This is a genomic window from Kitasatospora papulosa, from assembly GCF_000717245.1.
In the GTDB taxonomy this organism is placed as follows: domain Bacteria; phylum Actinomycetota; class Actinomycetes; order Streptomycetales; family Streptomycetaceae; genus Streptomyces; species Streptomyces papulosus.
Genome location: NZ_JNYQ01000003.1, coordinates 65,104 through 83,395, shown reverse-complemented (window position 1 = coordinate 83,395; position 18,292 = coordinate 65,104). Strand labels below are relative to the sequence as shown.

Sequence of the window (18,292 nt, the reverse complement as noted above, 5' to 3'; positions counted from 1 at the left end):
TTCCGGGCGCGGGCAGGGCTGAGCTCGCCGGGTGAGAGCTGATGCAGCACGTGACGCGGAGGCCGCCCTGCGCCGCACCGGGCTCGGAGGCCCCGGCAGCGTCGTGGCGTGGCGCCAGAGCTCGTGGACTCCGTCCCGATCCCGATCCCGAGCCCGGCCGGTGGATCCCGCGTAGATTGGAATGGTCAGAGGTCTCTCTCCCGGACCGTGGAGAGCGCGTGATGACGGCCGACATCAACTTCGGAGCTTTCTTCGACGCCACACCGAGCCCGTATCTGATTCTCGACACGGACTTGACGATCGCGTACGTCAACGCGGCGTATCTGCACACCACCCGGCAGACCAGGGGGCAGCTGGTCGGCAAGTACTTCTTCGACGCCCTGCCTGAGCGACCCGGGGCCCCCGGTGACGCGGAACAGAACATGAAGAGGTCACTGCACCGGGTTCTGGACACCGGGGAACCGGACACTCTGGTGCTGCAGAGGTACGACATCCCCGCACCCGACCAGCCGGGCGGGTTCGAGGAGCGCTGGTGGTCCTCCATCCACACGCCGATCACCGGGTCCGGCGGCACGGTGAAGTGGATCGTTCAACGGGCCGAGAACGTAACGGAGTTCGTCCATTCACGCCACGCACGCCAGCTCACCGAGGAGTTCACCGAGCGGGAGAAGGGCATGGCGGCCGAGCTGTACGCGCGCGCCGATGAGCTCTACCGGCTGAACCGGGAGCTGCGTTCGGCCCATGCCCGCGAACGACAGGTGGCCGTCACCCTGCAGGAAGCCATGCTCACCGTCCCCGACCTGGACCGGCACGACGACAACATCGCCGTGCGCTACCGTCCGGCGACGACGTCGCTGAACGTGTGCGGAGACTGGTACGACGTCGTCGACCTGCCACCGGACCGCTACGCCGCCGCAGTCGGTGACGTCGTCGGCCACGGCCTGCACGCCGCCGCCGTCATGGGCATGCTCCGCAGTGCCCTGAGCGCGGTCATCCGCGCCATCCCCAGTCCCGCCCAGGCTCTGGAGGTGCTCGGTCTCTACGCCCGCTCCCTGGACGGCGCGACGGCCGCGACCGCCGTCAAGGTGCTCATCGACACGCGCAGTGAACTGATCATGTACAGCAGTGCCGGACACCCGCCGCCGGTGCTCCGCCACTGCGACGGGTCCTGCGAACTGCTGGACCAGGCGACCGATCCGCCGCTCGGCGCCCGCCCCCACCACGTGCCCCGTCCACAGGCGGGGCTGCCCTACACCCGCGGGGACACGCTCGTGATGTACACCGACGGCCTCATCGAGCGCCGCGACGAGGACATCGACGTCGGCCTTGCCCGCCTGAGCACAGCCCTCACCCAGGAAGGCTCTCTCTCCCCCAACCGGCTGGCCGACGCGCTGCTGGACCGTCTCGGTGTCGCGGGGGGTGCCGCCGACGACATCGCCCTCGTCGTCATCCGTCTCTGAACCGGCCCGCCTCGGGCTGCCCGGGCCCGACCGGCCGAAAGCGGTGGTCAGTGGTAGGCGTGGACGACGGCGTGCCCCCTGCCCCGTCCGATCATCCACTTGTTCACCGGTGTCGTGACGAGGAAGGCGACGGCGAGGCTGCCCAGAAGTGCCGACCAGAAAAGCCCGTCCGACAGCTGCGCGTCCATCGCGCCGGGGACCAGGGCGATGATGCCGTTGTCGATGAGTTCCATCACGGCGATGGACACGGTGTCGGCAGCGAGGGCGACCTTGATCGCAGTCCTGAGGTCGAGGCCCGCCCGCCGGACGGCGAGCAATGTGAACGAATAGCCGAACACGAAGGCGAGCGCGATCGCCAGAACCATGGTCGCGACGTTGCCCCACATCAGGGCGGTGCCGACGACCATGCCGAGGATCTCACCGATCGCGCACCCCGTGAGGCAGTGCAGTGTCGCCTTCGCCGCCATGGGCCAGGATGCCTTCGGCGCGTGCCGATGAGGTTCGGCGTGGTGCTGATCGGTGGCGAGGTCGTGCGCGTGACCGGCGTGGTGCGTGCTGTGATCCATGACCATCATCCCCACTTCTGTCCAGTGTGGACCCGTATCCGTGCTTCCACAGAGTGAGAACGTTATACCCCCTGGGGGTATTCCGATACCACCCGCAGTCACCCCGGACCAGCCCTGAAGCCCTCCGTTCAGGCGACACGGGACACGGGGAATGGCGCGTCGATGGCTTGGGCGAGGCTGAATCCGCATGGTGAAACGCAGCCGTCGCGTCCGAGCGACGGCACTCGATCTGCGGAGACCTCATGTTCAAGCTGGGAAGTGCGGTAGTCATGACCGTGGCTGCAGGTGCCATGGCGTTCGGCGGCGCGGGCGTGGCCAGCGCTGACGCAGGTGCGGAAGGCTTTGCCCACGGCTCGCCCGGAGTCCTCTCCGGCAACGTCGTCCAGGTCCCTGTCCACGTTCCGATCAACGTCTGTGGCAACTCGCTGAACATCATCGGTCTGCTGAACCCGAGCTTCGGCAACACCTGCGCCAACGGCGACTTCGACCGTGCCCACGAAGACGGCAAGGGGGAGCACCACAGCGACGCCAAGGGCAAGCACCACGGCAAGTAGGACTGCCGAAGGCGTGTGAGCGTACGGACGGAGGCGGCCCGGACCCGCGCGAGGTGCGGCCGCCTCAGTCCTGGCTCGGGCCCTTGCTCCCCAGGGCGCAGACGCCCGGTGCGTACGCCACGTCTTCCTGCGGCGCCCGGCCGTCGGCCGACAGCTATCGGCCGGACGCCCGGTCGCCCGCCTTCCGCGAACCGGCCATCCGGAAGACCCGTGTCCCGACGAGGACGAGGAGAGCGAGGGCGGCCGCCCCGAGGACGACCTTGGAGTAGGCGGAAACGTACTCGGAGACCACCTCCCAGCGCTCGCCGAGGAAGAATCCGGCCAGGACGAAGGCCGTGTTCCACAGTGCGCTACCCAGCGTGGTCAGCGTGAGGAAGACGGGAAGGGGCATGCGCTCGACGCCCGCCGGAATCGAGATCAGGCTGCGGAACACCGGGATCATCCGGCCGAAGAAGACCGCTTTCGTCCCATGGCGTTCGAACCACGCCTCCGTCTTCTCGATGTCGGCGACCTTCACCAGCGGAACCTTGGTCGCGAGGGCGACCATCCGGTCGCGCCCCAGGGCGGCCCCGATGCCGTACAGTGCGAGCGCTCCGACGACCGATCCGATGGTCGTCCACACCAGGGCGGCGTAGAGCCCCATCCCCCCGGCGCTCGCGGTGAATCCCGCCAGCGGGAGGATGACCTCGCTGGGCAGCGGCGGGAAGATGTTCTCCAACGCGATGGCCAGCCCGGCGCCCGGTGCCCCGAGGGTGCTCATCAGGTCGGTCACCCATCGGGTCGCGCCACTGTCGATCATGCGGGCCACGCTAGCGACCCCAACCTGAAGCCAACCTGAAGAGGTCAGGTTCCGACAGCGGGGCGCCGGTCACGGCGACAGCCCCCCCCTGAGCGGAGCGCCGTCAGCTCTTGTGCTCGTCCCTGCTCCACGGATGCCGCATCCGGATCCACACGTCGCGTGCCTGCCGCCCCGCTCGTGTCCTGCTACGTGCCACGAGCGCACGTGCTTGTTCCGGGGTCTCCACCATGGGTCCCGAACCGCGCAGCGGCTTGCCGGCGGTCTCGTGCAGGAAGAAGGACGAGATGAGTCCGATGACACCGGCGACCATCAGGTAGTAGGCGGGGACCATGTCGTTGCCCGTCGCCTCCACGAGCGCGGAGGCGAACAGCGGGGTGGTCCCGCCGAACAGCGAAACGGAGATGTTGAAGGCGATCGACAGAGCGCCGTAGCGGATGCGTGTCGGGAACAGCGCCGGAAGCGTGGAGGCGGACGTCCCCGCGAAGCAGACCAGGAGCAGTCCGAGGATGCCGCACCCGATCGCCGGCAGCAGGATGCCGCCTTCCCGGATGAGCAGGAAGGCCGGGATCGCGAACACGATGAGCGCCGCGCTCCCGGCCATGAAGACCGGCCGCCGGCCCCACCGGTCCGATGACCTGCCGACCGCTGTGATCGTCAGGACCACGAGCAGCATGGTCCCGAGGACCAGGAGCTGAGAACTCGTCTCCGGTTCGCCGAGCGTCCCGGACATGTACGTCGGCAGGTAGGAGGTCACCATGTAGTTCGTGACGTTGTAGAGCAGTACCAGACCCATGCAGATGAGGACTGCCTGCCAGTGCTTGGTGAAGATCTCCTTCAGCCGTCCCTTACCGGACTGACGGGCCTGTTCGACCGGGTCGCCCTCGGACAGGGCTTCGGCCTGCGCCTCCTCCTCGCGCTGGAACACAGGAGTCTCCTCCAGTTTCAGCCGCATGTAGAGACCGATCAGACCGAGCGGCCCCGCGACGAAGAATGGGATGCGCCACCCCCAGTCCGTCAGTCCCTCCGTGCCGATCGTCGCGGTCAGTACGGTGACCAGGCCGGAACCCAGCGAGTAGCCCACGAAGGTACCGAAGTCCAGCCAGCTGCCGAGGAAGCCCCGTCGCTTGTCCGGCGCGTACTCCGCGATGTACGTGGTGGCGCCCGCGTACTCGCCGCCGGTGGAGAAACCCTGAACCAGACGGCACACCAGCAGGAGCAGGGGGGCGGCGAAGCCGATGGTGGCGTAGGAAGGGAGGAAACCGACCGCGAACGTGCTCGCCGCCATCATGATCATGGTGACCGCGAGCACCTTCTGGCGCCCCACCCGGTCACCCAGCGGACCGAAGACCAGCCCTCCGAGCGGGCGCACGAGGAAGGCGGCGGCGAACGTCGCGAACGTCGACACCACCTGCGCGCCCGGCGAACTCGACGGGAAGAAGACCTTGCCGAGGGTGCCCGCGAGATAGGCGTAGACACCGAAGTCGAACCATTCCATGGTGTTGCCGAGGGCCGCTGCCGTCACGGCGCGGCGCACCTTGGGCGGATCGGTGACCGTCACATCCTCGGCGGCCAGGACCTTCTTGCGACGCCGCAGCAGCGTCCGCACCATCTGGTCCGTCGCCCCCCCGGTCACTCCGGCGCCGGGGAACGCGCGGCTGTCGTCTCGGTCCCGGCATGAATGACCTGCCCTTCGCTTCTGCTCTGCTCGTCCCGCCGTCACACTCGCCGCGGTCCTGCTGGCGTCCTCGGCAGGCCCACCTTCCCCGCCCCGTCGTCGGAACGCTGTGTGACTGTGCCGAAGGGGTGAGTCAGGCGACCCGTATGGACGAGACGGGAAGGACAGGAGTGCGCTCTTCCGGAGGCCGTGGCGATCGTCGGCGCGGCCCGGGTTCCCGTGAGGAGGGATCGGCTCGTCCTCGGTCGCGTCGCACCGGGGGAGGCCCGGGCACCGGGACCGTGCGTGACCGGCCGGGCTGTGCCACCGCGCGCGAGGCCCCGGGGTCTGCGCCTTCCGGCAGAGCGACGAGTGACGGACGCCGACGTTCCCGTTACGGCACTAGCGGGTGGCGAGCCGCTCCAGCAGGGCGGCGCTCTGCGTGAGCAGCGCCCGCTCCTGATCGGTGAGTTCGGCCTCGATGGCCTGCGCGAGCCAGCCTGCCCTGCGGCCACGCTCCGCTTCGAGGGCCGCCCGGCCGGCGTCCGTCAGTTCGACCAGTGACTTGCGGCCGTCCGTCGGATGGGCCCGGCGTGTGATCAGGTTCTGTTCCATGAGCAGCCCCACCGCACGGGCCATCGACTGGGGGCGCACGCGCTGATCGGCGGCGAGGTCGCTGGTGGTCATTGCGCCGTCGCGGTCCAGTGCGCCGAGCACGGCCACCTGGCCCAGCGGGATGCGGTCCTCGTGTCTGACGCGTCGGGTCAGCTTGCCCATCGCTGTGCGCAGTTCAGCGGCGAGGGCGGCGGCTTCCGAGGTGGGCATAGGGCACTTTACCCCGGTGGTCAGCACGACTGTGCGGCCGGTCTGCACAGCAATGCTGTACAGCCAAACTGATCAGCATTGCTGTAGAGTTTTCGTCGTCGGGCTCAGCGCCAGCGTTGTCGCAGCCGGAGTCACGGCACACGAACCAGGGAAGGAACTCCCATGTCCGCAGCCGCAGCCGCAGCCGCAGCCGCAGCCGCAGCCGCAGTCGGAACCGTCGACCGCTCGATCGAGACCGTCACCGCCCGCCGGATCATCGACAGCCGGGGCAACCCCACGGTCGAGGTCGACGTCGTACTGGCTGACGGGTCCCTGGGGCGTGCGGCCGTCCCCTCCGGAGCCTCCACCGGGGCCCGGGAAGCCGTGGAACTGCGCGACGGTGACACCGGGCGCTGGCACGGTCAAGGCGTCGACCGTGCGGTGGCCCACGTCAACGGAGAGATCGCGGCGGCAGTCCGGGGCAGGGACGGTGCCGATCAGACGGGCCTGGACGCCGCGCTGATCGCCCTCGACGGCACCACGACGAAGTCCCGGCTCGGGGCGAACGCGATTCTCGGAGTCTCCCTCGCCGCTGCCAAGGCCGCCGCGGCGGCACACCGCCTGCCTCTCCACCGCCACCTCGGAGGTGGAGAGGCGAACCTCCTGCCGCTGCCGATGATGAACATCGTCAACGGCGGCGCCCACGCCGACAATCCACTGGACTTCCAGGAGTTCATGATCGCGCCCGTCGGTGCGGACACCTTCGCCGAAGCCGTCCGCATGGGCAGCGAGGTCTTCCACACACTGCGCCGTGACCTGCGGGCCGCCGGCCATTCCACGGGCGTCGGCGACGAGGGCGGGTTCGCACCCGCACTGCGTACGGCCGAGGAGGCGCTCGACTTCGTGATGACCGCCATCGAGCGGACCGGCTACCGCCCCGGCACGGACATCGGCCTGGCCATGGACCCTGCCTCGTCGGAGTTCTACCGGGACGGGGTGTACGTCTACGCGGGCGAGGGGCTGCGCCGTACTCCCTCCGAGCAGGCGGACTACCTGGCCCACCTTGTCGACGCCTACCCGGTCGTCTCCATCGAGGACCCGATGGCCGAGGACGACCTGGACGGCTGGCGCGAGCTGACCGCCCGCGTCGGTGACCGCTGCCAGCTCGTCGGTGACGACGTGTTCTGCACCGACGCGACACTCTTGCGCGAAGGTATCCGCACGGGCGTGGGCAACGCGGTCCTGGTCAAGGTCAACCAGATCGGGACGCTGACCGAGGCGCTGGGAGCGGTGTCCCTGGCCCATGAGGCGGGCTGGACTGCTGTCATGTCGCACCGCTCCGGGGAGACGGAGGACACCACCATCGCGGATCTGGCGGTGGCGACGGGCTGCGGTCAGATCAAGACAGGGTCGCTCTCCCGCTCCGACCGAACGGCGAAGTACAACCAGTTGATCCGGATCGAGGAGGAACTGGGCGACTCGGCGCGCTTCGCGGGCCGCTCCGCACTGCGCCGGGCTTGAGCGGCGGACACAGGGAGAAGCCGCGTGGGCTTCCGGTCACGATCGGGACCCCACCGGCGGGGGAGACGCGTTCGTGAGAACACCGGAGCGGGCGGCCGGGCACGGCACCCCGACACCGTCACATGTTCTCGGCGCCGGCTCGGATGGCTTCACGAATGCGGACGTACGTGCCGCAGCGACAGATGTTGCGGATGCCGTCGAGGTCGGCGTCGGTCACCTCGCGGCCTTCCTCCGCCGCCCTGCGCACGACCGCGACCGCCGCCATGATCTGACCTGGCTGGCAGTAGCCGCACTGGGCGACATCCTGGTCGATCCATGCCTGCTGCATCGGGTGCAGGTCCGCGGACACCGTGTCCGCGAGCCCTTCGATCGTCGTCACCTCGTCGGTCGGTGTCAGCTCTCCCACCGGGATCGCGCACGGATTCACCGCCCTGCCGTTGAGGTGGCTGGTGCACGCCTTGCACACGTTGATGCCGCAGCCGTACTTGGGGCCGGTGACACCCAGGACGTCGCGCAGCACCCACAACAGACGTACGTCGTCGCCGATGTCCACGGTGACCTGTTCGCCGTTGAGGCGGAATGTCTGCTCGGGCACGGAGGGATCCTTACGTCAGTAGGCGTGGTCCAGGCCGTCGGTCGGTGACTGGGGGACCGGCGGGGTGGTCGGTTTGGGTTCGAAGGAGAGGGTGCCGTGGTTGACCGGGAACGTGGTCGGCATCGTCCCGGTCGCCCGGCCGTAGGCGCAGGCGACCGCGGCCATCGAGGCGGCGACGCCCAGCTCTCCCGCTCCGCCGGGCTTCCCCGTGGTGTCAGGCATGATGACGATGTCCAGCTCGGGCGGTGTGTTCCACTGCCGGGTGTAGAAGTAGTTGTCCCAGCTCGCTTCCAGGAAGTACCCGTCGCGCAGGTGCAGACTGGAGGTCAGCGCCAGGGCGATGCCGTCCATGGCGCAGCCCATCATCTGAGCCTCGAGCCCGCGTGGGTTGACGGTGAGACCGGCGTCGACGGCCAGGACGACCTTGGTGACGCGTGGCCCCGTCACCCCGTCGCGGACGGGGCGGCCGACGGTTCCGGGCCGACAGTCGATCTCCACCAGGACCGCGCTGGCCGAGTGGTACTCGGAGTGGAAGGCGATGCCCTGCGCCGTGCCGTCCGGCATCACCCTGCCCCAGCGCCCGACCTCGGCGACCTTCTCCAGCACGGCCCTGGACCGCTCGTCCTTGAGGGAGTCACGGCGGAACCGGTAGGGGTCCTTTCCCGTCTTCGACGCCAGCTTGTCGATCATGAGTTCCCGGGCGCAGGTGACATCGGGTGAGTAGACGTTGCGCATACTGCCCGTGTTGAAGCCCTTGTCGGTCTCGTTCAGGAGCCGGCTGCTGACTCCGAAGTCGTACGGCATCGACTGGGAGAGCTGGAAGAAGGTCTCCGAGAATCCGAGGTCGGCCACCGGCAGTCTCGCTGCCATGGCGGTGAGGATCTCACCGAAGCCGTGGCCGAGGTCGGTGGCTACGCTGGTGTGCCGTTGCTTGTAGCTCAGGACGGTGTCCCCGACGTGGGCGATACGGACGCGGGACGTGGCCATGGGATGGGTGCGGCCCTGGCGGGAGTCGTCTGCGCGATGCCACATGAGCTTGACCGGTTTCCCCGTCTTCCGGGAAACCTCGACCGCTTCCAGTGCGGCGTCGAAGAAGAGCTTGCGGCCGAAGGACCCGCCCCCTTCGGTGACATGGACCGTCACGGCGCCGAGCGGCAGGCCGAGCCGCGCCGCGATCGCCTCCTTCGCGACGATCGGTGCCTTGAGGCTGGACCAGACCTCGGCGCGGTCGGACCGCACGTCGGCGATGGCGCAGTTGGTCTCCAGCGCACTGTTGCTGCGGAAGTGGAAGGTGAATCTGCCTTCCACGCTCGGTGTCAGTGGCGGCAGTCCGAGCGGGAGTTCGGCGGCCGCCAGTTCCCGGCGTACGGTCTCGTCGGACTTGCCCTCCGCGCTGCCCGGCTTCCATGACACGCGGAGAGCGCGCACGGCGTCGATGCACTGCCCGAAGGTCCGGGCCCGCACGGCCACCCCGGTGGTGATCGCGACGACGTCGGTGACGCCCGGCATGGCCCGGACCTCGTCGGCGTTGGCCACTGACCCCACCCGTCCGTTGATCGTCGGCGGGCGGCACACCATGGTGGGCGCGGCGCCCGGGACGTCGAGGTCCATGGTGAACTTCTTGCGCCCGGTGACCGCGTCGAGGGCGTCGATGCGGCCCTGCGGCGTACCGATGACGGTGAAACGATCGGATTGCTTGAGTGCGGTGCTGACCCGCTGGGTGCGCAGGGCCGCGGCTTTCTCGGCCAGTGCGCCGACGGTGGTGCTCCTGCCCGCGCGCCCGGTGATCACCCCCGCTCTGATGGTGAGCTCCGTGACGGCGCTGTCGAGCGCGACCGCCGCGGCTTCGAGCAGTCGGCCGCGTGCGACGGCGGCTGCGACCCGCACCGGGGTGTAGGTCGCGATGGTGGTGTTGGATCCGCCGGTGAGCTGGTTGAAGACGAGTTCCGGCCGCGCGTCGGCCAGGGTGACCCGCACGTTGGCTAGAGGTACGTCCATCTCCTCGGCGATCAGCATGGCCGTGGAGGTGGTGATGCCCTGTCCCACCTCGGCCCGCGGCAACGCGAAGGACACCGTCTCGTCCGTGTGCACCTGGACCGTGATCAGACCGGAGGTCGGCAGGGCCGCCGCGGACATGACGTCGTTGAGGTCGACCAGCTCCGTGACGTCCGCGGAAGGGATGTCGGCCGCAGCGCTTTCGGCCCTTGCCGGTTCTGCGGGGGCGAGTTCGGCGGCCGTCACCAGGGTCGGCGCGGCCAGTACGTATCCCAGGAAACGTCGCCTGCCCAGAGCAGGGCTTCCGGAGGACGGCGGGGCCGGACGGTCAGCGCCGGGCATCGGCTGCGCTCCTTCGCTCGTGCCTCTGCGGAGTCACGTGACCCGGGGTTCGGCGGAGGACGCGTGTCGTCCCGCTGCGGTGCGTTCGCGTCGAGGGCTTCATGTGTGGGCTTCGGCTCCGGGTGGGATGGCGGGCGGGCGACGGCCAGGGGCGGTGCGGAACCGCCCCTGGCGGTGGAGGGCGGCCGGCTGCGGCGGCCTCCGACGTCCGGACGGTTCAGGACGGGCGGTTGACGTCCGGGATGTCGATGGCGATGCGCCGGCCCTCGGAGAGGAAGAGCAGGACGAACTTACGGAGCGCTTCCTCGAGTGTCCAGAGGACCGCCGGCACGGCGGGAAGAGGTATCAGACCTTCGCGGAAGGCCACGAGCAGGGGCCAGGCCGTCGCGATCAGCCGTTCCAGGACCGGCTGCTTGGCCAGTCCGATCATGTCGCCGACCTCGCCGCCGAGTGTGTACCTGGAGAACGCGCCGATCAGGGGGCGGGTGAGGCCGGCGTCGAGCTCGGCCACGATGCCGAGGAGGACCTCTGTCAGCGCCTCCCCCTCGGGCGTGTGGGCGAGGATCGGGTCGAGGACCTGCTTCGACTGCGCGTTGGCCGCGTCCCAGGTCGCGGGGATGTACTCGTCGCTGACGCCGAGCATGTGCGCACTGACCTGCCACACGTGAAGGTACGCCTCCGCGTCGGCGGTGTTGACCCGGACGCCCCACTGCTTCATCTTGCGCATGACGAAAGTGGCCAGGCTGTGCCAGGTGACCATGATGTCGGCCTGGCTGATCGGGATCTTCTGGCCGCCGCTGGTCTGCGACCAGGCCGGGGACTGCGGCAGCAGGTGGCGCACCGCCGCGTGCACCATCCGTGTCTTGACGGCGGTCACGATCATCGAGCCGTGCGGCAGATAGGCGTCCAGGTCTCCGATGTCGTACCCGAGCCGTGCGGTCTTGGCGATGCGGTCCTTCATGTCCGCGCCGCCCTTGGAGTAGTAGACGGCGCGCGACTCCCTGGGTATGGCGGTGCTCATCAGTCCACTGCCGAGGCCGTACAGGGCTCCGACGTAGATCCCCTTGGTCTTGCTGAACTGGGCACCGTGGTCGAGTGCTGCCTTGTCCGCCCAGGACGGCATCCCGCGCGCATGCTCCATGAACTCCCGCAGGTCTCCCGGGAGTCCGCCGGGCAGCGCCTGGTCGTTCCGCGTCCACTGTTTCAGCAGCGCGTTGACCGCGGGCACCTCCCCGCGGTCGATGACTGCGGCGAGTACCGGGTCGGCCTCCTCGTCCCAGACGTACTCCGGATCGACGCCCACGCCCGTGCCCGCCACCGACGCGCTGGGTGACCACGTCCACAGAGGCCGGGCGAGGGCCGGCGAAGCCGCCCCTAACGCCCCGACGGCCCCCAGAGCACCGCCCGTCATCAACATCCTGCGCCTGCTGAATCCGTCCATTGCTCCGAACTCCTTCGTGATTCCTGATCGATGAGAACCGGGAAGACGCGAACCGCGAACCGCTGAACATGGCGTGCTGACGGAGAAGCACGAAGCGCCGGTCGATCCCGCCCACCGCCTCGAACCCCTCCTCGAGTCCCGCTGCCGTCGCTCCGCACAGTGGAACAATGAAACACAAGAGGCATCTCTGTGTCATCAGGGGAGCACAGGTGATGTGCGAACGCCAGGGTCTTTGCGGAATCAGGTGGGGACGGGAGTTCGTCCTTCCGGCCGCGGGGCGCCGGGCGGAAGGCGGATCGCGGGGCCCTGCGCCGGGGGCCCGGGCGCGCCAAGCGGAGGCCGACAGCTTCGATTCGCGGGTCCGCGGTGCCGCAGGCGCCCGGGGCCGGGCGCGCGTCCACGCGCTTCGGGTCTTCCCGCCTGTCACGGACGCCCCGGGGAGGGGGTGCGGGCTCAGCGGTCCCGGCCCGTCCAGGCGGTGACCACCGGCTCGATCAGGGGCGTCCGCCGGAGAAGCGGAACCCGCGCCCGGGCGCGAGGTTCATTCCAGGGCCCGGTACTCGACCGACGGCTGGGCCAGTCCGGGAAGTTCCACCATGTACCGATCGCCATGAATGACGGACATCGCCCAATGCCAGGCCTCGTCGTGAAAGACGAGCCCGCGGAACGGGGCGTCGTCCGGCTCGTACGGGTAGCGCTCCAGGGCGGCTGCGCGCGCCTGCGACGGCGTCAGCCCTCCATGGTGTCGCATCACCCATGCGTAGCCACGACGCTCGGACCGCAGGCAGTCGAGGTACTCCGCCTCACTCCACTTCACGTCAGCGATGCCGAGCGCCCGTCGACATGCCCGAACTCCGGGGCGGCACGGCGTCCGCGCCCCCCGGCCCGGCCGGACCGGAGCAGAGGTCATTCCCCTCCAGGCCGACCGGCTTCCGTACCGTGGGCCCACTGCCGCACGTCATCCCGGTCGGGATCCCTGGTCCGGGACCACGGTCGTTCCCGGAGCCTCGCCGGACGTCATGCCCCGCAGGGTCGCGTTCGGTACACGGCCGTCCAGGATGTGCGCGCTGCGGACACCCGCACGAACGGCCCTCAGACAGCCGTCCATCTTCGGGAGCATGCCACTCGCCAACTCCGGCAGTAGCTTCTCGATCTCGTCGGCCGTGATCCGCCGGACCAGCTCGGTGCTGTGCGGCCAGTTCGCGTACAGCCCCTCGACGTCCGTCAGCATCACCAGCTTCTCCGCATCGAGAGCGACCGCCAAGGCCGCCGCCGCCAGATCGGCGTTGATGTTGTAGACCTGTCCGTCCGCCCCGCGCGCCACGGGGGAGACGACGGGAACGCGGTCCTGCTCCAGCAGCGCCCGGACGGTCTGCGGGTTCACGTCGACGACTTCGCCGACCAGACCGATGTCCACGGGCTCGCCGTTCACCCACGCCGTTCGACGTACGGCGGTCATGGTGTGCGCGTCCTCACCCGACAGCCCCACGGCGAAGGGGCCGTGCGCGTTGATCAGGCCCACGAGCTCACGCTGGACCCGCCCCGTCAACACCATGCGTACGACATCCATCACTTCCGGAGTCGTCACCCTCAGACCCGCCTCGAAGTGGACGTCGAGGTCGAGGCGTTCCAGCATCGCGCTTATCTGCGGACCGCCGCCGTGCACGACCACCGGGAGCAGACCGGCGCGCCGCAGTGTCACGACATCCTGCGCGAAGGTCTGCTTCAGTTCCTGGTTCACCATGGCGTGGCCGCCGAACTTGATCACGACGACCCTGCCCCGGAGCCGCTCGAGGTCCAGTTGTTCCACCATCGGTGGATCCTCGAGGTCCGCGACCTTGATCGCGGCTCTTACGGCACCGAGTGGCCTCATCCGTATCCCTGTTCCGCTCATTCCACGCTCGCTCGATGCCAGGCCCTGTGTCGGGCGGAACTCTTATGGGTGCCAGGTGTGTTGCCCGGTTCGTCAGGAGTGACCGCCGACCGGATCCGGGTACACCGGTGACGTGTTCGGCGCCGAGCCCGTGGCCCCTCGACTACTTAGGTCAGGCTAACCTGGATCGAGGAACGGTGGTGAGGAATCAGTGAAGTCGTCCGCCCGGACCGAGATCCCGACCAGGGGCTTCGACTCCGCAGGTTGGTCACTGCTCCTCGTTCACTGCGACTACTGCGGCTGTGGAGCCAGGGCGGCGGCGACGAAGCAGCCGCCTTCTCCCGGCATCCGCTGCATCCGCGGCGGCACCCACACCTCCGTGTCGCCGGGGCCCACCCGGGCGAGCAGGCAGTCCTGCGCGTCGACGCCGTTGCCCTTGACGGAGAGGAGGACGCCGACCTGGCCGCCCTCCGTCTTCACCTCGCTGCGGATGGCCGGATGGAGGTCCAGGCCGGCGAGGGCGCGGCGTACCTCGGCCTCGTCCACCCGGCCGCCCTCGGGGACCCGGGGGAGTCTCGCGCGGAGTTCCTCGTGCGGGAGCCGTGGCGGTTCGGGTGGCGGGGCGAAGGCCAGCGGAGGGCTGTCCGGGCAGTCCACGTCACGGGGGTCCTCGCCCCACTCCGACGTCCCCGACACCCGTATCGTGAAACAGCGCCGCACGGTGACCTCTTCGGGCGCCAGCCATCCTTCGTACGCCGAACCGGAGGTGCGGACGACCACGTCGACGCCGTCCTTGTCGCGCGTCGAGGTGCCCGTCAGTCGCAGAACCTCCACCCCGTCGATCCCGGCAGCGGAGCGCCCGATCTCCTCCGCCGTGCGAGGGCTCTGACCGTACATCCGCTCGCCCACCTTCCTTGCCGCCTCCCGTGCGGCGTCCGTCGCCTCCTCCTCGGGGGACGGCACCACCCCGCAGCCGAGGGAGAACGACAACAGTGTGGCGAGCAGCAGCAGTCGGCGCATGCGTCCACCTCTCCGGCGCCGCGCGCGGCGGGCGACCGCTCATGTTTCGGGGACCGGTACAGGCGATCGTACTCATCCGTCGTGACACCGAAGGGGCTGTTCCTTGCCTTCTGCCGCTGCGCGCTGTTCACTGTGCCGCGCGACTGCGGCGGGCCCGCGCCGCATGGTGATGACACCGTCCTCGTCCCCGTCGGACGAGGCCGACCGGAAGGCAAGCCGAACATGACTGGGCAACAGGACCGCTGGGCGGAGCTGACCGGGGGGCAGGCGGGGGAGGAGTACGCCCAGCGTTTCGCGCGACTCGTCCGCTCGGGCCACGACGTCCACGGCGAGGCCGCCTTCTGCACCACGCTGCTGCGGCCGGGCGGGCGGGTACTCGACGCGGGCTGCGGCACCGGCCGTATCGCGATTCGGCTCGCCGAGCTCGGCTACCACTGCACCGGTGTGGACATCGACTCCTCGATGCTCGCGGTCGCGCGCCGCGACGCTCCTGCGCAGGAGTGGCTCCTCGGTGACCTGGCCCGCCTGGACGCCCTCGGCCTGGAACCGGAGTTCGACCTGGTGCTTGCCGCCGGAAACGTCATCCCCCTGCTGGCCCCCGGCACGGAATCAGCCGTCATCCGTCAGCTGGCCGCCTTGCTGAAGCCTGGTGGTCTCCTGGTCACGGGCATGGGACTGGACGCGGCGCACCTGCCGCTGCCGGAACCGCCGCTGACGCTGACGGACTTCGACCACTGGTGCGCCCAGGCCGGTCTGATCCTGCGACAGCGCTACGCCACGTGGGGCGGGGAGCCCTATCGAGCCGGATGCGGATATGCCGTGAGTGTGCACTCCCGCCCCGTGCCTGCCGGTCGTCCGTGAGTGGCACCCCGACGTGCCGGAGCTACAGCGCGCCGCCTCGCTCCTCACGCCCTGACCGGCGGGGGACGGGTGACCATACCGTGATGCGGGGGAGCGCAACCGGGAGGCGGCCTCCGTGGTCGAACCTGCGTGATCAGAAGCCAGCTTCGCCTCCTGTGCGCCGTCGTCGTGCCCACCCTCGTTCTGACCGCCTGTTCGGGCAGCCCCGCTGACCAGCGGCCCGCTCACCCCGTCTTCGACGCACCGGTCGGACAGCAGCCCCGTCAGGCCCTGCTCGAGACCCAGGACAGCCGGAGCGCTCGTTTCACCCAGACCCTGACGTTCGGATCCCCCTCGGGGGACACGGTCCAGCGGTCTGCCGGCCGCGTCGACTTCGCCGAAGGCCGTGCGGCTGGTTCCATCGAGTGGTCGCTGGCACCGGACCTGCCGGAACCGGCCAAGGACGCGCTGCTGGGCGTCCGGCTGGGCCCAGGGCATGCCCCGGCCCGGACCCGGATAGCCGTGGACCGTGACGCCGTGCGACTGCGCGCGGGTGAGGCAGGCTACTGGCTGACGTACGGGGGCACTCTGGAAGCCTTCGGTGGTGAGGCCTCGGTCAACGCGCTGCGGGGCTCCGAGTCCGCCTTCGGCGGCACCTTGCTCGAGATCGTGAGCGGTGCCCAGGACGTCAAGCACGCCGAGGACGCGGAGGGCGGCCGCACCTACGAGGCGAAGCTCACCGCGTACAACGCACTGCGCATGTTCTCCCGGGACCTGCAGGCCGAGCTCACCAGCAACATCGACCCCAGCGGCACGGACACCCCCGTGACGCTCGGCCTCGCTGTGGACGCCGACGGGCACATCACCCGTGCCGAGGCCGACTTCACCGAACTGCTCGACAGGAAGGACAGCGCTCTGGCGGAGATGACCGGGCTTCACGCGGTGATGACGTTGAACAAGCAGGGCGACTCCCCGCCGGTCATGCCCGCCCCGTCGGAACCGGCCCTCGACGCCAAGACCGCCGTCAGGGCGGTCGGTGATCTGAAGAGGGGGTCGTGTGCTGACCTGGCGACCGGGAACCGCACGGTCGACATGGTGGTCGCTGTGCCCTGCACCCAGCCCCATGACGTCCGTGTGTTCGCCCATGCGCGCCTGGGCACCGAATACCCCGGCGACGACATGGCTCAGCGGAAGGCGGGCGAGGCATGCCGACGGGACCACCTCGCGGCCCCCCGCGAGTGGCGGCGTGAGTCGGCCGACGAGGACGAGTACTGGTACACGTGGCCCGAGGAGGACGGCTGGGGCGTCGGCGGCGCCGCGACGGCCTCCTGCTACATCGTGACCCGTGACCCGGTGACCACCACGACCGTGGCCGCCTGACGTCCGGTCAGTGGGCGATGCGGGCGCAGCCGCTGGGTCCGCGAGGCAGCGACGCCGGAACGAACAGGGCGCGTCGGCGAAGCTGACGGTCCAGTGTGGGAGGGCTCCCGCCTATGTGCGCAGCGCTTCGGCGAACCGGGCGTACGCCTCCTCGTCGAAGAGGACGAAACGGACCTCGGTGACGGGCGGGTGCGCAGCCTCGCGGACCGTACGCACGGCGATGCGCGCTCCGTCGTCGAGCGGCCAGCCGTAGATGCCGGTCGAGATCGCCGGAAACGCCACGGTCCGGGCTCCCAGGTCCGCCGCCACTCGCAGGGACTCCCGGTAGCAGGAGGCCAGCAACGCCGATCGGTCCTCCGTGTGCGACCAGACCGGGCCCACGGTGTGAACGACGTACTCCGCGTGCAGGCGGCCGGCTGTCGTCGCCACGGCCTGCCCGGTCTGCAGCCCCTTGCCGTAGTGCGAAGCCCGCAGGGCGCGGCATGCGGCCAGGATCTCGGGTCCGCCTCGCCGGTGGATCGCACCGTCGACCCCGCCGCCACCGAGGAGTGACGAGTTGGCGGCGTTGACCAGGACGTCGGCGTGCTGCTCGGTGATGTCCCCGTGCGCGAGGGTGATCGTCGGAGGTGGTGTCATGCCGCCATTCTCCCGCTTGCCGGTGAGGGCTGCGGGCCGCGGCCTCATGGACCGGGCAGGGCACTCCTCCTCAGGCGCCGCGCGTCCGCAGGATTCCCTCGACGCCCAGCAGGAAGGTCTCGGAGATCAGTTCCGGGTCGAAGAGGCAGCCGGCGGCCATGGCGCCGTCCCGGAGCATGACGAGGTGCCGGCCCGCCTCGGCGGCGGGCGAGTCACCGATCTGTGCCAGCAACCCGGTGACGGTGTCAAGGAACCACTGGCGGTGGGTCAGGACAGCCTGGTGGATGGGGTGGGTGGGGTCGGGGTACTCCGCCGTCGCGTTCAGGAAGGCGCAGCCCCGGAACTGGGGGCTTTCGATGCTTCCGGTGATGAACCGGCCGACAGCCCTGACCTCGTCGGCCGCTGACTGCTCACCTGCGCGCGCGGCCTCGACCCCTGCCCGGATCCCGCGGTCGGCCTGGTCGAGGTAGGCGAGGACAAGCTCCTCCTTGCCGGTGAAGTGGCGGTACAGCGTGGCGCGCGTGACCTGCGCCTCCGCGATGATGCGGTCGACGCCGACGGAGTGGATGCCCTCCGCGTAGAAGATTCTGGTCGCCGTGGCGAGCAGTCGCGCCCGCGCCGCTGACGTGCTGCCGACTCCCGTGCCCTCACTCATGCGGCAAGGGTACCCGACGAGAGAGGGAGAACGTTCGGTCTTGACAACCCCCGAGGCTCCCCGTTCAATGCTCAACGAGACCGAACGTTCTCCCTCGTCGGTTGGTCAGGCCCCTCGCCTTGCCGCTCCAGCACGGTCACGCCCGCCTGAGTGGCGG

17 protein-coding genes are annotated in these 18,292 nt (G+C 69.7%); 5 read left to right on the top strand and 12 right to left on the bottom strand.

Annotated elements, in window-relative coordinates; translation table 11 throughout:
* The first annotated feature begins 221 nt into the window (after positions 1–221).
* Positions 222–1,460, top strand: a complete 1,239-nt coding sequence (locus tag IA22_RS0108780; protein WP_030123220.1) for a SpoIIE family protein phosphatase — start codon at positions 222–224, stop codon at positions 1,458–1,460.
* A 47-nt stretch (positions 1,461–1,507) separates the two neighbouring features.
* On the opposite strand, the gene IA22_RS0108775 is transcribed toward IA22_RS0108780, so the two are convergent.
* Entirely contained in the window at positions 1,508–2,026 is a 519-nt protein-coding gene (locus IA22_RS0108775; protein ID WP_030123219.1) for a DUF4396 domain-containing protein, read from the bottom strand.
* A 242-nt stretch (positions 2,027–2,268) separates the two neighbouring features.
* Between IA22_RS0108775 and IA22_RS0108770 the strand changes: the two genes are divergently transcribed.
* Positions 2,269–2,580, top strand: a complete 312-nt coding sequence (locus tag IA22_RS0108770) for a chaplin (protein ID WP_015575749.1) — start codon at positions 2,269–2,271, stop codon at positions 2,578–2,580.
* 154 nt (positions 2,581–2,734) lie between these two features.
* On the opposite strand, the gene IA22_RS0108765 is transcribed toward IA22_RS0108770, so the two are convergent.
* From IA22_RS0108765 to IA22_RS0108755, 3 genes are all read right to left on the bottom strand, one after another.
* Positions 2,735–3,379, bottom strand: a complete 645-nt coding sequence (locus IA22_RS0108765; protein WP_030123218.1) for a DedA family protein — start codon at positions 3,377–3,379, stop codon at positions 2,735–2,737.
* A 103-nt stretch (positions 3,380–3,482) separates the two neighbouring features.
* The gene (gene proP, locus IA22_RS0108760; RefSeq protein WP_030123217.1) at positions 3,483–4,988 is read right to left on the bottom strand and encodes a glycine betaine/L-proline transporter ProP; all 1,506 of its coding nucleotides are present in this window, start codon (positions 4,986–4,988) and stop codon (positions 3,483–3,485) included.
* A gap of 447 nt (positions 4,989–5,435) precedes the next feature.
* On the bottom strand, positions 5,436–5,858 hold the full coding sequence (locus IA22_RS0108755; protein WP_014158150.1) for a MarR family winged helix-turn-helix transcriptional regulator: 423 nt from the start codon (positions 5,856–5,858) through the stop codon (positions 5,436–5,438).
* 162 nt (positions 5,859–6,020) lie between these two features.
* Between IA22_RS0108755 and eno the strand changes: the two genes are divergently transcribed.
* Entirely contained in the window at positions 6,021–7,358 is a 1,338-nt protein-coding gene (gene eno, locus IA22_RS0108750) for a phosphopyruvate hydratase (protein ID WP_030123216.1), read from the top strand.
* 118 nt (positions 7,359–7,476) lie between these two features.
* Here eno and IA22_RS0108745 read toward each other — a convergent pair whose 3' ends face one another.
* From IA22_RS0108745 to IA22_RS0108720, 6 genes are all read right to left on the bottom strand, one after another.
* Positions 7,477–7,953: a (2Fe-2S)-binding protein gene (locus IA22_RS0108745; protein WP_014158152.1), complete on the bottom strand. Its 477-nt coding sequence runs from the start codon at positions 7,951–7,953 to the stop codon at positions 7,477–7,479.
* 15 nt (positions 7,954–7,968) lie between these two features.
* Positions 7,969–10,290, bottom strand: coding sequence for a molybdopterin cofactor-binding domain-containing protein (locus IA22_RS0108740; protein ID WP_030123214.1), 2,322 nt, complete (start codon positions 10,288–10,290; stop codon positions 7,969–7,971).
* Positions 10,291–10,507: 217 nt separating this feature from the next.
* Positions 10,508–11,731 (bottom strand): oxygenase MpaB family protein, encoded by a 1,224-nt coding sequence (locus IA22_RS0108735; RefSeq protein ID WP_030123213.1) that lies wholly within the window; start codon positions 11,729–11,731, stop codon positions 10,508–10,510.
* A gap of 541 nt (positions 11,732–12,272) precedes the next feature.
* Positions 12,273–12,548 (bottom strand): hypothetical protein, encoded by a 276-nt coding sequence (locus tag IA22_RS0108730; RefSeq protein WP_014158154.1) that lies wholly within the window; start codon positions 12,546–12,548, stop codon positions 12,273–12,275.
* A 141-nt stretch (positions 12,549–12,689) separates the two neighbouring features.
* The gene (gene argB / locus IA22_RS0108725) at positions 12,690–13,544 is read right to left on the bottom strand and encodes an acetylglutamate kinase (protein WP_030123211.1); all 855 of its coding nucleotides are present in this window, start codon (positions 13,542–13,544) and stop codon (positions 12,690–12,692) included.
* Positions 13,545–13,895: 351 nt separating this feature from the next.
* Positions 13,896–14,624 carry a hypothetical protein gene (locus IA22_RS0108720; protein WP_030123210.1) on the bottom strand — a complete coding sequence of 243 codons (729 nt, stop codon included), beginning with the start codon at positions 14,622–14,624 and terminating at the stop codon, positions 13,896–13,898.
* Positions 14,625–14,846: 222 nt separating this feature from the next.
* Here IA22_RS0108720 and IA22_RS0108715 point away from each other — a divergent pair, with 222 nt between their 5' ends.
* Together IA22_RS0108715 and IA22_RS0108710 are read left to right on the top strand one after the other, a co-directional pair.
* The gene (locus tag IA22_RS0108715; protein WP_030123209.1) at positions 14,847–15,485 is read left to right on the top strand and encodes a class I SAM-dependent methyltransferase; all 639 of its coding nucleotides are present in this window, start codon (positions 14,847–14,849) and stop codon (positions 15,483–15,485) included.
* 129 nt (positions 15,486–15,614) lie between these two features.
* Positions 15,615–16,844 (top strand): hypothetical protein, encoded by a 1,230-nt coding sequence (locus tag IA22_RS0108710; protein WP_030123208.1) that lies wholly within the window; start codon positions 15,615–15,617, stop codon positions 16,842–16,844.
* A 111-nt stretch (positions 16,845–16,955) separates the two neighbouring features.
* Here the strand turns inward: IA22_RS0108710 and IA22_RS0108705 are convergent, their stop codons facing one another.
* Positions 16,956–17,480: an O-acetyl-ADP-ribose deacetylase gene (locus tag IA22_RS0108705; protein ID WP_015575736.1), complete on the bottom strand. Its 525-nt coding sequence runs from the start codon at positions 17,478–17,480 to the stop codon at positions 16,956–16,958.
* Positions 17,481–17,550: 70 nt separating this feature from the next.
* Positions 17,551–18,135, bottom strand: coding sequence for a TetR/AcrR family transcriptional regulator (locus tag IA22_RS0108700; protein WP_015575735.1), 585 nt, complete (start codon positions 18,133–18,135; stop codon positions 17,551–17,553).
* Positions 18,136–18,292 lie beyond the last annotated feature (157 nt).